The organism is uncultured Odoribacter sp. (genome assembly GCF_937966165.1).
In the GTDB taxonomy this organism is placed as follows: Bacteria; Bacteroidota; Bacteroidia; order Bacteroidales; family Marinifilaceae; genus Culturomica.
Genome location: NZ_CALCLB010000012.1, coordinates 445352 through 458822 on the forward strand (window position 1 = coordinate 445352; position 13471 = coordinate 458822).

Annotated in this window: 8 protein-coding genes; 1 reads left to right on the top strand and 7 read right to left on the bottom strand. The window is 40.7% G+C overall.

The window, feature by feature from the left end; all coding sequences use genetic code 11:
- The 7 genes from Q0465_RS05550 to Q0465_RS05580 form a co-directional block, all read right to left on the bottom strand.
- Positions 1 to 3108, bottom strand: coding sequence for a glycoside hydrolase family 2 TIM barrel-domain containing protein (locus tag Q0465_RS05550; RefSeq protein ID WP_367274303.1), 3108 nt, complete (start codon positions 3106 to 3108; stop codon positions 1 to 3).
- 87 nt (positions 3109 to 3195) lie between these two features.
- Entirely contained in the window at positions 3196 to 3798 is a 603-nt protein-coding gene (locus Q0465_RS05555) for a lysine exporter LysO family protein (RefSeq protein WP_298613857.1), read from the bottom strand.
- A gap of 34 nt (positions 3799 to 3832) precedes the next feature.
- Positions 3833 to 4096 carry a LysO family transporter gene (locus Q0465_RS05560; RefSeq protein WP_298613859.1) on the bottom strand — a complete coding sequence of 88 codons (264 nt, stop codon included), beginning with the start codon at positions 4094 to 4096 and terminating at the stop codon, positions 3833 to 3835.
- A 104-nt stretch (positions 4097 to 4200) separates the two neighbouring features.
- Positions 4201 to 5721: a RagB/SusD family nutrient uptake outer membrane protein gene (locus tag Q0465_RS05565; RefSeq protein WP_298613861.1), complete on the bottom strand. Its 1521-nt coding sequence runs from the start codon at positions 5719 to 5721 to the stop codon at positions 4201 to 4203.
- A 24-nt stretch (positions 5722 to 5745) separates the two neighbouring features.
- Positions 5746 to 8832 (bottom strand): TonB-dependent receptor, encoded by a 3087-nt coding sequence (locus tag Q0465_RS05570; protein ID WP_298613863.1) that lies wholly within the window; start codon positions 8830 to 8832, stop codon positions 5746 to 5748.
- An 18-nt stretch (positions 8833 to 8850) separates the two neighbouring features.
- The gene (locus Q0465_RS05575; RefSeq protein ID WP_298613865.1) at positions 8851 to 9804 is read right to left on the bottom strand and encodes a hypothetical protein; all 954 of its coding nucleotides are present in this window, start codon (positions 9802 to 9804) and stop codon (positions 8851 to 8853) included.
- Between the two features lie 397 nt (positions 9805 to 10201).
- Complete coding sequence (locus tag Q0465_RS05580; RefSeq protein WP_298613867.1) at positions 10202 to 11833, bottom strand: tetratricopeptide repeat protein; 1632 nt, start codon at positions 11831 to 11833, stop codon at positions 10202 to 10204.
- A 1071-nt stretch (positions 11834 to 12904) separates the two neighbouring features.
- Between Q0465_RS05580 and Q0465_RS05585 the strand changes: the two genes are divergently transcribed.
- The gene (locus Q0465_RS05585) at positions 12905 to 13438 is read left to right on the top strand and encodes an NUDIX domain-containing protein (RefSeq protein WP_298613987.1); all 534 of its coding nucleotides are present in this window, start codon (positions 12905 to 12907) and stop codon (positions 13436 to 13438) included.
- The last annotated feature ends 33 nt before the right edge of the window (positions 13439 to 13471 follow it).

Sequence of the window (13471 nt, forward strand, 5' to 3'; positions counted from 1 at the left end):
TCAGGGACGAAGAATTTTAGACTTTTTCACTAAATCTTCCCCCGGTTTTACCGGAACAATCGTAAATGCATATTGCTTATTATCGGGTGTTACCGTATATTCCGGATGTGTCTGCGCTCCCCAGGAATTATCACCTCCTATTCCCATCTGCTGCAAATCGATATTCAACCATACCATATCCTGTTTGCGGATACTTCCCCCGTGTTTTCTTTCGATATTCGGGCTTACATGCAGAATATCCTTCAAAGGGAAATTCCAGGCACTTACCCCCAAAGGCTGCTCTCCCACCACTAAAATCCCATTTCCGGCGGAATTCAAGAGAGCACACCAGCGGACGTCCGATTTATTTGCTGTTTCCTGGGGACGGACATAGGGGTGGAATTGTTCCCAGACAGATGCTTCGTATAAATCGATATCAGCCGAAGACTTCCGGTCCCAGTAATTTTCATGAGGCCCCCTGCCCAACCAAGTCATCTGATCATACTCCCCTTTCAGAATCATCCGCATACCATACCGGGGCATTTCAGGTAAATTCTTTTCCTCTGTTTCAAAACAATTTTCCACTCGTATGGCACCGTCGGGATAAACTGTATATATTACCGTATAAACAGAAGTTTGTCCCTGCATAGTATAACGGGTTTTCAGCTGTATATTTTTTCCTTTTTTTTCTACCTGCAAATCGTCTAAATTCATTTGATCGGGAGCTTTTAACCAGATTCCGCAACGTTCCATCATACCGTTGGCAACGTCATTATCCGTCTGCGCTCTCCAGAAATTAGGCTGCAAAGCTTCTCTCAAAACTTCGTTCCCCTGATAAGAGAGACGGGTCAGCTGTCCTTTGTCTGTGGAAAAAACAGCTTCAAATTCGTCTCCGCTCAACTTAATCTGATGCGCTGTCTGCTCTACTTTTAAAGTTCCTTCCACTTTCGTTATTTCCGGATAAATATACTCTACCGGCCACAACATCTGCTCAGTAGCAACGACATGCCCAGCCGGTAACAAATCCGTTGCCTCCCGGGTACAAGCCTGCAAATGTAAAAAATACTCCGTAGCAGGTTTTACTTCAAATTCGGGAACACTGATTCTGACCTCTGCCGTTTCATGGGGACGAACAGCCGGAACATCTAATTTACCCGACAAAATCGTTTCTCCATCTGCTTTTATTTTCCAGAAATAATCATAATTATCCAGGTTCAGAAAATCATTCCGGTTTGTCAGTGCAATCCGGTCCGTACGGAAAGGTACCCCTTCAAAATGTACCCCTTGATATATTTTCTTTACTTCCCAGATATGCGGGTGCAGGGAACGGTCGGCCATCACCAAACCATTTGCACAAAAATTGGAGTCGTTTTTTACTCCCACATATCCCATATCTCCTCCATATCCCCATATATCGTTTCCTTCTTTGTCTTTTATCGCAAAAGTCTGATCCACCCAATCCCAGATAAATCCCCCCTGCAACTGATCATATTTATAAATCAAATCCCAATAATCACCCAGATTACCAACACTATTACCCATTGCATGGGCATATTCACAAAGAATCAGGGGCATTGGACGTCTTTGATTGACATGCTCCCTCAATCTCCAAACCCGGGCATACATAGGGCAATAAATATCCGTTACTCCTTCCCGTCCTGCCCCTTCATATTGTACCGGACGGCTTCCGTCCCTTTTTTTCGTCCAGTGATAAGTGGATTCAAAATGCGGCCCGTATCCGGATTCATTACCTAGTGACCAGATAATCACAGAAGTAAAATTCTTATCTCTCTCTACCATACGGCTCATCCGTTCCATAAAAGAAGTGATCCATGCCGGACTGTTCGCCAGCGTCCCTGCTTCGGTGACTTCCATTCCATGTGATTCCAGATTGGCTTCATCTATCAGATAAAGTCCGTATTCGTCACAGAGTTCGTACCATTCTTCTCTATTCGGATAATGACTGCATCTCACGGCATTGATATTAAATTGTTTCATCAGCCGCACATCTTCTTTCATACTTTCGAAACTCACGCTTCTTCCTTTCCGGGGATCGTGCTCATGCCGGTTCACTCCTTTTAAAATCACCGGAGTCCCGTTTACCTGCAACATTCCATTTTTCATTTCCACTGTACGGAAACCGAAGCGATGCGCAAATGATTCCCTGACCTTTCCTTGCGGATTCAAGGTATTCACCACCAGCGTATACAATTCCGGTGTTTCGGCAGTCCATTTCCGGACATTCTTCAGAAATGTATGGAAATAATGCAAAGTATCCGTAACTGCCTTCACGACTGAACGGGCCGAGTAAACAAGTTCTCCCCTGTCCAGCAATTTTACCTCAATACCAGTACCTGCCGTCAGCTTCCGGCTATCAGCCGTTATTTTCACCTGTAGTTCCCCGTCCTGATAATTATTTATCAAGGGAGCAACAATCTCAAAATCCTTGACCCGGGATTCCGGGCGGGCAATCAGCCATACATCCCGCTCAATTCCACTATACCGCCAAAAATCCTGACATTCCAGATAAGAGCCATCACTATAACGATATACCTCCACTGCCAGCTTATTCTGCCCTTTTTTCAGATAAGGCGTAATGACAAATTCAGCCGGCAAACGGCTGTCTTCACTATAACCTACAAATTCTCCGTTCACCCAGCAATAAAAAGCAGACTCTACGCCTCCAAAATGTAAAATAATCTCTTGCCCTTTCCAATTTTCCGGAACCGTAAATTCCCTTACATACGATCCGACCGGATTATAGTCCTCAGGAATATAGGGAGGATTAGCCGGAAAAGGATATTTGGTATCCGTATAAATAGGAGCATCAAAACCCTGTAACTCCCAGCTTCCCGGCACTTCGATCTTCTTCCAGCCCTTCAGCCGGTATCCTTTTTTATAAAAGTCTTTCGGACGACTTTCCGGATGAACCGAATAGTTAAAATCCCACATCCCGTTTAAAGACAAACGGGAAGCTTCGGATATTCTCCTCTGAACAGCATCTTTTTCTTTTTCATACGGAACAAACCAAGCGTGCATGGGTTCCCGGTTTATCTGATTTACGGAAGGATTTTCCCACTCATTTCCCGTAATCTGGCCTTTCCCCTCCATTATACAGCAGGCCAGCATGAAGAAAAATATATATCTTATCATCTGATTATCTAATTAATACTTTCGAAACTCCATTAAAACAGTAAATCTGTACCTTTTTGACATTTATATTGTACAAAAAAACGTGACTAAAAACGGCACACTAAAATCAACAGTAATTCCATGAAAAATGGAAACGACTACATAATCTTTTCCGGAATTCTGCGTGATAACCGGCAAAGTTGTATCCATCGTAGTGGCTCCCCCCACAGATATCGGGGCTAATTTCCCGAAATAACGAACTAAAAACGGTGCTGCTAATAAAGTGACTAATTCCCGGATAATATTGGAAGCCAATGCTATTGTTCCCAATTCTGCCCCTTTGTATTGGGTAATAAAAATGGAAGACAAGGAATAATATCCGAATCCCGAACCGACAGCCAGACAATCAGTCAGGCTTCTGTCCCTTATCACTAAACTAATTATAGCGGAACCGGCCAGGGTGCCTAATATCGTTCCCAAGGGAACCAAGGCAATCCTCAAATTTTGTTGTTTCAGTGCCTGTAAGGCTTTTTTATCGCTTCCAATACTAATTCCGACTAAAAACATCAATACGTAAAGGGCATATAAAGTAGGATCCTGCTCTGTAATAAAAGCAGGCATATCAACAAAACGCCCGATCAATAAGCCTACTATAAAAAAAGCAACAATGACTAAACTTCCACGCATATTTAAACAATTTTTGAAATTTCACCCTTCCTTTTCATTTAGAAAAGTAAAATTTATAAATCCCCCAGGCACACAATATGCTTCCGGTAACGGCACCGAAAGTAATCAATAAAGCATCCATTCCTATGGTGTCCAGATGATCCATAATCTGGTCGTTCACTCCCACACTGATCCCCAGTAAAAAAAGTAAAATAAAAATGGCCCATGTAATCAACTTTTGTACAAATTTCAGATTCCGTTCCCGGAACAAATAACCCAAAATGATCCCGCTGACCATTAATCCTATCACTATTAGCATAATTTCCTCTTTTATTCGTTAAGGCATGCAATATATATATTTTAACGAATTTTAAAAAGCGGAATGTTCTGAAACAGAACATTCCGCCGGCGCCCCAACCTCATTTATTTTATTTGCCCATTTGAATCGATCTCATCCTGCGGAACATAAAAAAAATTATGTCTGCTCGGATCAAAACCCGTACGTCCTACAGCAGCTAAAGCCTCTTTTGTTTTTCCCCAACGACGCAAATCGTAAAAACGGAAACTTTCCAAAGCAAATTCTACAATACGTTCGTGTTCGATCTGATCCCTTACCGCTTGCTGAGAAGTTCCCGGCATAGGCGGCATATCGGCTCTGGCTCTCACTTCATTGATCAGCGGACGGGCCAATTCCGGATGATTTAATTCATTATAAGCCTCTGCCCGCATCAGCAATACATTCGCATACCGCATCAACATTACATTCATAGATGTTTCAAGCGGCTTCATCTCTGACTCTTCACTCGGTACATATTTCCGGAACACCGGTTTATCCTTTCCATTAAACCGTTCATCATAATTTGTGCCCCATACTTTTTCCGGCTGGCCGTTAAAATAATCGTCTTTAAACCACAACGTACTGTACAAACGGCTGTCATATCTTCCGGTCGTGGCCGTCTTCCCTTCCTTTTTAAATTCTTCGTACAACATTTCCGAAGGTAAAATCCCTTCCCAACCTTTTAATTCCGAAGAAGCTACCCAATAATGGGTTTCATGCCGGTAATAAGCATTCCCTGAAGTAGAAGGAGAGAACTGTACTTCAAATAAAGATTCTGCCGAATTATCATTTGTACCGTTGAACATGCCCAACCATTTGTCCATAGGTACCAGTCCGTAACCTTTAAAATTTTCCGGTTTCAGGACTTCCACAACTTGCTCCAGAAACTCTGTTTTTCGTTCCGGTTCCTCGTATGCACGGGTTAAATAAGCAAAACCCAAATAAGCATTCGCTGCAGCAGAAGTAGCCCTTCCCTTATCGGAATCCCCACGGGTCATCGGTAAATTTCCGGCAGCATATTTGAAATCCTGTACGATAAAATCCCAGGCATAATCCCTTTCTGCCAGCGGTTGGTCAATATCACTTTCCGAAGTAATATATTTCTCCCGAACTATGATTTTTTCCCAGTTTAACAACAATACCATATGATAATATCCCCGCATGAAACGGGCCTCTGCGATAATTTGTTCTTTCATCTTGGGATCAAAGAGAGCCTCATCCATAGCGCTGACTTTATCTATCACCTGATTGCTATAGCTAAGCCCCCAATAATTATAATCCCAAATCATAGCCGGTATACTGCTGTTCATATTAAAGGTAAAATTGTATATCGAACTCATATACCCATAACCGGAAGCTCCCGGACCCATATTTATGATATCTTCCCGGAAAGGCTCAAATACGAATTTATATTCGTGAAAACGCCAGCTTCCTCCATAATACAATTGAGAATAAGCAGCTGACAATCCGGACAAGGCTGCTTCCTGATTTTTCCAGTAATTTCCGGAAGTAGACTGATCCGGAGATTCCACCGTCAGGAAATCTTCACAACCGCACAATGCCAAAGCGAGTAACGGTATATATATCAGATTCAGTAATTTTTTCATAGGTCTAAATTTATATCTCATTCATTAAAAAGTCACTTGTAATCCAAATACATAAGATTTAGTAAAAGGATAAACGCTACTGTCAATACCGGTATTGATCACTTTTTCCTGTGCAAATTCAGGATCTACACCGGAATATTTCGTCCAGGTCCACAAATTATCGGCACTGACATACAAACGGATTTTTTCCATATTGAGCTTTTTTAACCACATCTTGGGCAGGGTATAGCCCAACTGTATCTGACGTAAACGGATAAAATCACCGTCTTCCAGGAAACGATCCGATTCACGGCTATTCTCATTCGGATCTCCCAATACCGCACGGGGCATACTGGTATTCCGGTTATTGGGCGTCCAGGCATTTAAAGTAGAAGTAAACATATTGTAAAGTTCATCCATACTTTCTGATCTTACCCGGGTACCATTGTATATTTTATGTCCCCAACCGCTTCCGAGCAAAAATGAGAAATCCAATCCTTTGTATTCCGCACTAAAAGACAGGTTCGCCTCGACCTTCGGCATACCGCTTCCCATATCTACTTTATCCTTTCCGTCCAGTATCCCGTCCCCATTTATATCTTTAAAGCGAATATCCCCCGGTTTGGCATCCGGTTGAATCAACTTCCCATCCTTACTGTGGGCATATATTTCACCCATATTCTGGAAAATTCCATCTGTCTGATACAAATAGAAGGTAGCCACAGGTTTTCCTTCCCTCGTTTGGGTAGCGTTATATCCGCCGTAAATAATCTGATCCGGATTTGCCATCTTAATTACTTTATTTTTCAGGTAAGTAATGTTAAATCCGGCATTCCAGACAAAACCTTCATAATTATTCCGGTAATTAATATCAAATTCGACTCCGGTATTGCGCATTGTTCCGATATTCAAAATCGGGTCAGCGATACCGGCCGAAGGAGCAAGTTTTTTAGTAATCAGCAAATCGATGGTTTTATTATTGAAATAATTTAAAGCACCGGTCAGTTTTCCATCGAACAATCCGTAATCTACACCCACATTTAACGACTGACTGGTTTCCCATTTCAGTTCCCTGTTCTCCATCACATTCGCAATAGTAGCAGTCCAGGGATTTTTTCCTACTCCCTGTACGTATCCAAGGCTACCGCCATTTCCTTTCGTCATCAGTGCCAGGAAGTCCACCGTACCTAAAACATTTTCATTTCCTAATTGTCCCCAGCTACCTCTCAATTTCAGATTGGAAATCACATTGCCTTTCGGGAAAAATTCTTCTTCACTGATTCTCCATCCCAAAGCCACAGAGGGGAAAGTTCCCCAACGGGAATCCGGGCCGAACTTAGAGGAACCGTCCCGGCGTACCGTCACCTGTAACAAATAGCGATCTTTAAAAGAATAATTCAATCGGCCGAAATAAGAAAGACGATTGTACTCGGTTCGGGTACCTTCTCCCGAGAAAGTTCCTCCGATTGCTGCGTTCGGGGTATTCCACCACGGATTTTCAAATCCTGCCGGCTGGTCTTTTCCGTCAACAGTCGTTTTACCTTCCCCATTCAAACCGTTCCAAGTGGATTTTTCCATAGATACGGAAATACCTGCCATTAAGGTGACGGAATGGGATCTGAATTTTTTATTAAATGTCAGGTAATTATCTACCGTTTGATTTTCCCAATAACTTCTTTTTTCATATACATAAGGATAACTATTCGGTTCCGTAGGACTGGATATAAAATTCGGAGCATTTTCGTAATACTGTGAATTATATCCATTGTAATAATAAGCAGTTTTGAACTGTAACCAATCCGTAAAATTAGCTGCTACAGAAAACATAGCCACCACATCCTGTGTTTTTGTCTTATTGTGTTTAAAATGAGCATCTGCCACCGGATTACGCGTAGAAACGAATCCCTCAGAAAGATTAGCTATCCCATATCCGAATTCCTGGCTGTCATCGAATACCGGAGTCAAAGGACTGGCCCGGTAGACTTCAGTAAGGGTAAAATCAGGATCGCTTCTCTTTTTAGCAGTATAGGCCAAACTAGCAGAAATATCAAAGATCGACTTTTTAGTATTCACTTTTATACGGGCATTTTGCATAAGGAAATTATTATCCAGGACAATACCCTTTTCATCGTATATATTGGCAGAAATAGAGAATTGGGCAACATCTCCTCCCCCTCTTACAGAAACACTGTGATTCTGAGCAAATCCCCTGCGAAAAACTTCATCCTGCCAGTTGGTATTAGCCCGCGGCTCTTTGTATACGTATGCAGGAATATCATCCGGTTTGGTCACATATTTGTTCTTTTCCTCCACCATCATTCGGCTCAGGGTCTGGAACCCTTTTGCATCCAGCATATCAAAAAGACCGGTAGCTTTTTTCACCACCCCATAAGAATTGATATCTACTTTTACCTGACCCTTTTTACCGCTCTTTGTCGTAATAATTACGACTCCGTTAGCAGCCACTGATCCGTAAATAGCAGCCGCAGCACCATCCTTGAGCACCTCTATCGATTCAATATCATTCGGAGCTATAGTCGACATATCCCCGGGGAAACCATCGACAATGTATAAAGGTTCACTACTTCCGTAGGTACCAAAACCGCGGATTTTCACGTATACTCCCTGACCGGCCAAACCGCCGTATTTGGCAATGCTGACTCCGGCAACCTGTCCCTGTAAAGCTTCTGCCACATTTACAGTCGACTTATTGGCCAACTTTTCCGCATCCACCGAAGTTATCGCTCCGGTTAAATCACTCTTTTTCATAGTACCGTAACCGATTACCACAACTTCTTCCAGACTTTCTATATCTTCTTCCAAAACGATCTTCAGATCATTTTGTCCGACGACCGGAATTTCCTGACTTTTATAGCCGGTAAACGAAAATACCAGCACATCCCCTTTCTTTACCTTCAAGCTGAAATTCCCGTCCAAATCCGTAGCGACACCGCTTACTGTCCCCTTTATCAAAATATTTACGCCAGGCATTGTTTCACCTTTAGTATCCGATACATTTCCCTTTAACAGGTAATTGTCCTGAGCCATTGCACTAAACGGTAAACACCAGGCCAAAAGTACTACCCATATCTTCCACAGATATTTCACCTTATCCGTTTGTCTATTTTTCATTTTTATCCGAAATTAATTTTATTCATCTTGTTTATTTTCCGATTCTGTCTGACCGGCTCTCAGGCTCTTACCTTCTTTGTCGTATGCATATTCGGTTAAAGTAAATACAGCATCTTCGGTGACTGTAAACTTGAACCAATAATACCTGAAAACAATATCCTCTTCACCCGTTACGATTCTCATTCCCACATAAGCCGTTTTACCCAACCAATCTGTATAACTTTCCGAATACAATACCGGCATATACATCCAGTTTTCGTCACTATAGGAAGAATTAAAGGTCCAGTTTGATGTTTCTTCTATTTCTGTCCCTTCGCTCAAGGGTAGAATATGAATCAAATCCCCTTCCTTTACTCCCATAATGTCCCGTCCATAGTTATCGAAATGAATTCTCTTTTCTGCCGGAGCAGAACCAATAGCTACAGTCGTCTGAAACAATCCTCCGATTAATATACCACCGGCCTCCACTTCCTGCCATGTCCGCTGATCAAAATCCACAACCCAATTCAGGTCTTTCACATGCACGATCGTATTCGGTCCTTCTTTTTCCACAGGAATCTCCAACCGCATCGTCCCCACCTCTGCATGTGTTGAAACAAAATCTATACGTAAGTTCCGGATGCCCTTTTCTACTGCCCCGGCTTTTATCTTACAATCCATTTCAAAAGAACGTCCCCCTTTTCCTATGGTGAAGTAATCGTGGGAGAAAGAAATACTATCCGCACAAACTTCATTATCGGCAGCCAGCCGGACTTCAAAGTTTATATCTTCCGGCACAGGCACAGAAAAAGCAAGGTCAATTTTCACCGTATCCGGTAACTCGGCCTTCCGTTCAAAATACACACTGGAGGGAGTCGCTACTGCCACTTTTACCACTTTCCCCCAATCGACATTATCTTCATCATCGCTACACCCTGGAAAAACCAGAAATGCCACAAAAATGAACAACATTTGCAAAACATACTTTCTCATTTTCATAAAGGTTTTAGTTATTTATTTTCTCAAAAAATGATATATTTTTCACCATCGCCCGGCAAAAATAAAAGGGAAAGAAAACAATCGTTTGAAATACTACTCGTAAATGAACCTACAAAAAGATATTTTTTTAGAATTTAATATCTACATTTTTTTTAATTAATATTTGATAATCAGATATTTAAATAAATAATCCTATCTACATTTAATTTGCGTAAAAAAGTATAGGTTTAAATATAAAAAATACGGATGCCTTCTATTATAAATGTGAAAAGAGAGAAAGAAACCGGAAATAAAACCATACGGTAAAAGAAAAGTATTAACTTTGACAGAAGACATTTAAAGAAATGCTATCCGGGTCTTCAGCAAAAACAACTTAAAATAAAAATAAAATTTACATCTTTTTCATATATTCACTCAATCCTTCGTCGGTTTCCAAACCCAATTTTTTACGTAAGCGATAACGGGCCATATTGACAGTCTTGGGGGTAGAACCAATGAGCAGAGCAATCTCTTTGGTACTGAAATCGATCCGCAAAAAGGAAGCCAACTGTTTTTCATTTTTCGATAAATCCGGATGTATTGTAGTCAACCGTACAATAAACTCTGCATTAATCCGCTCGATTTCTTCAATCAAGGGACCGGCATTTTCTTCTTTATTCTGATATTGAGAAATGAAAGCATTGATGGTTTTCAATTGTGTTTTCACTTCGGGTTTGGCATCTTTATAAGATTCCCGGATCATCACTTTAATCTTTTCGATCAATTCATTTTTACTCTGCATGTAACAGGCAAAATTGGTCAATTCTTTTTTAGTAAATTCCAGTTCCATCTCTACATTTCTCCGTTCTTCTTCCGTCTTTTCCAACTGCAACCGGATCATTTCCTGGCGCTGGTCTTCAATTTCCCGATTCGCTAATGTCAATTGTATTTTTCGCCTGTGCCGAAATCTCCATACCCCCCAAAATAATCCGAAAAACAGGGCTAAAGAAAAAGCAATAACCAATAGCATATCCCGTTCCAAACCCTTAATTTTCAATTCTTTTTGTTTCAGATTTAACTCCTGTTGCTGGGCTTTAAAACGCCGGTCAGCTACATTTAATTCCATTTCTCTGATTTTCTTATCCGACAGCAGTTCCTTTTCCATTTCATACAGGCGTTCCATACTTTCATAGGCTTTTTTATAGTTGCCCATTGCCTTATAAACCCATGTCTGATAGCGGTAGTTATCACACAGCAACTCTTTAGCCCCCAAATTTGTCGCCAAAACAGAAGCACTGTTCAATTCTACCAAAGCCTTTTCATAATCTTTTTTATAAAAATACTGAGTCCCCAGATTATTATAATTTTCCGCCAGAGACCAGTTTGCTCCCAACGATTTATTAATTTGTATGGCCTCTTTTAACCATTCTATTTTTTCCTCCGGTTTGCCCTCTAAAAGCCCTAAATTATTTAAATTAGCAGCAATATTTTTCCGGTCGTTCAATTGCCGGTTCAAGGCCAAAGACTTTTGCAGACTAAATTCAGCCTTCCCGTCTTCTTCTATCCGTTCATATGCCAATCCTTCAGCGTTATAACAACTGGCAATTCCAGCCATATCCCCCAAGGCAGTAAAGAGTTCTGTTGCCCGTTCTATAAATTGGAATGCTTTTTTAATATCTCCTAAACTGATATACAGATAACCAATGTTTACATTGATCTGAGCTTGTAATTGTTCATTATCAGGCGGGCATTTATCCAAGGCGTTATAAAATGCTTCAAATCCCATATCAAAAGAACCGAGATTTACATAAGAACGTCCCAATACCACCAATGCCCGGCACACTAAATTGTTGTTACCGGACAATTCAGCCTTCAGTATAGCCGTATTTGAAAAAGAAATCGCACGAACCGGATCTGAATAAGAACTTTGGTAAGCCTTATCGATATATCCTTCTACTTCTTTCTCCTGTATATCCTCTTTTCTTTCTCCTCTGCCCAGCAGCGGGAATAAAAAAACAAGAAAATAGAGAAATACCCTAAACATATACTTCGTTATACTTATTATCACTTTCAGTAATCAAACCCCCACCTGCTTAACAGGCAGGTATTATTTCTTTATAAATTATTTACACCCAACAGTTTGTAAAAATTCACCTCCGTAAAAACGAACTTTTTTCCCCACAAACTAAAAATCAAACAAATATAAAGATAATATTCCCATATTTCCCGTCCCTGAATACAAATTAGGATTTACTAACTTAAAAACATAAATAAATCGGTTTTTTCTCATTTTCCTCCATTCTTTTGAAACGAACAGATTCTCTTTTCAAGTAATCTGTATTTCTTCACAACCATCTTCCTTTTTATTCGTATTTCATCTACCTGCCTGTTAAACACCTGTCATAAAGTGAAATAAACTGATCTATCGGATAACTGTTCCAAGGTTCAAAATTTTCGGACCGGTAAAGAGGAAGGAAATGATTATTCGTCCCCAATTTTTATTATCTTTGAAAAATGAATAAACTGAATCGGTATTTTTATTCCCGGATCATAAAACTTTTATGTCAGACTGCTCATGTTCACCTGGAGAAAATTAGGACCTTCACTACTATTAGCTATACTTTACGTGATAATTGATGAGTATCTGGGTCCGCTCAGTGGTTTAATCTGCCTTGTTATTTTAGGTTCCGCAGAATTTATTTACACCCGGATGAAAGAAAAATCCAACGATTGGACAATTTTATTTATAACTTGTGCTCTGGGTATCCCCGGGCTAATTGCTTTAAGCAGTTCTTCCCCTCTTCCCGCACGAATACAAAACGGCATAGCGGAAGCTGCCTTTTGTATTTTAATCGGATTTTTTGCTTTTTTCCATAAAGACATCCGCTCTACGATCCCGGCCAATCTACGCAAAAATTTTCAAATTAGTCCAGGACAACAGCAGACGATGAAAATAACATTACGGATTCTTTTTTTCTTACTGCTTTTACACCTTATTATCCTATTCTTATCCCTTTACTATGCAGATGAAAATACGGTAAATTTTGTGAGTAGCACCCTTCTCTATACGGGGATCGGGTTATTTTTCGGTAGCTTATTCCTCAGGAGATATTTAATGGTACAAAAGTATAAAAAGGAAGAATGGTTACCTTTAGTAAACGAACAAGGAGAGTTGGTCGGAAAAGCTCCGAGAAGTGTTTGTCATTCGGGTTCTAAATTACTGCACCCCGTCGTACATCTCCATATACAAAATGAAAAAAACGAAATCTTTCTACAGAAAAGAAGCATGAAAAAGGACCTTTTGCCAGGCTTGTGGGACACCGCTGTTGGCGGGCATATCGGACTAAATGAAAAAATTGAAGAAGCCCTGAAAAGAGAAGCCCGGGAGGAATTAGGAATAAGGGATTTTGAAGCCCGGTTCAACGGTTCTTATTTATGGGAGAGCCCCAGGGAAAAAGAATTGGTATTCTCTTTTCTCTGTACCCGTTACGACCGTATTCACATCGATAATGATGAAGTGGATTCCGGCCGGTTCTGGAGTCGCCCGGAAATTAAAGAGGGAATCGCCCGGAATCTGCTGACGCCCAATTTTATCCATGAATATCAGACTTTTTTTCACACCGGTTTTTCCGAAAAAATAAAAAATTAATTTCCTTTCTTCAATCATTAACTTTTTTCAACT

Coding starts and splice junctions, on each gene's coding strand:
- Q0465_RS05550 (WP_367274303.1), bottom strand. CDS start 3,108: ATGCTGGCCTGCTGTATAATGGAGGGGAAAGGCCAGATTACGGGAAAT.
- Q0465_RS05555 (WP_298613857.1), bottom strand. CDS start 3,798: ATGCGTGGAAGTTTAGTCATTGTTGCTTTTTTTATAGTAGGCTTATTG.
- Q0465_RS05560 (WP_298613859.1), bottom strand. CDS start 4,096: ATGCTAATAGTGATAGGATTAATGGTCAGCGGGATCATTTTGGGTTAT.
- Q0465_RS05565 (WP_298613861.1), bottom strand. CDS start 5,721: ATGAAAAAATTACTGAATCTGATATATATACCGTTACTCGCTTTGGCA.
- Q0465_RS05570 (WP_298613863.1), bottom strand. CDS start 8,832: ATGAAAAATAGACAAACGGATAAGGTGAAATATCTGTGGAAGATATGG.
- Q0465_RS05575 (WP_298613865.1), bottom strand. CDS start 9,804: ATGAGAAAGTATGTTTTGCAAATGTTGTTCATTTTTGTGGCATTTCTG.
- Q0465_RS05580 (WP_298613867.1), bottom strand. CDS start 11,833: ATGTTTAGGGTATTTCTCTATTTTCTTGTTTTTTTATTCCCGCTGCTG.
- Q0465_RS05585 (WP_298613987.1), top strand. CDS start 12,905: ATGGTACAAAAGTATAAAAAGGAAGAATGGTTACCTTTAGTAAACGAA.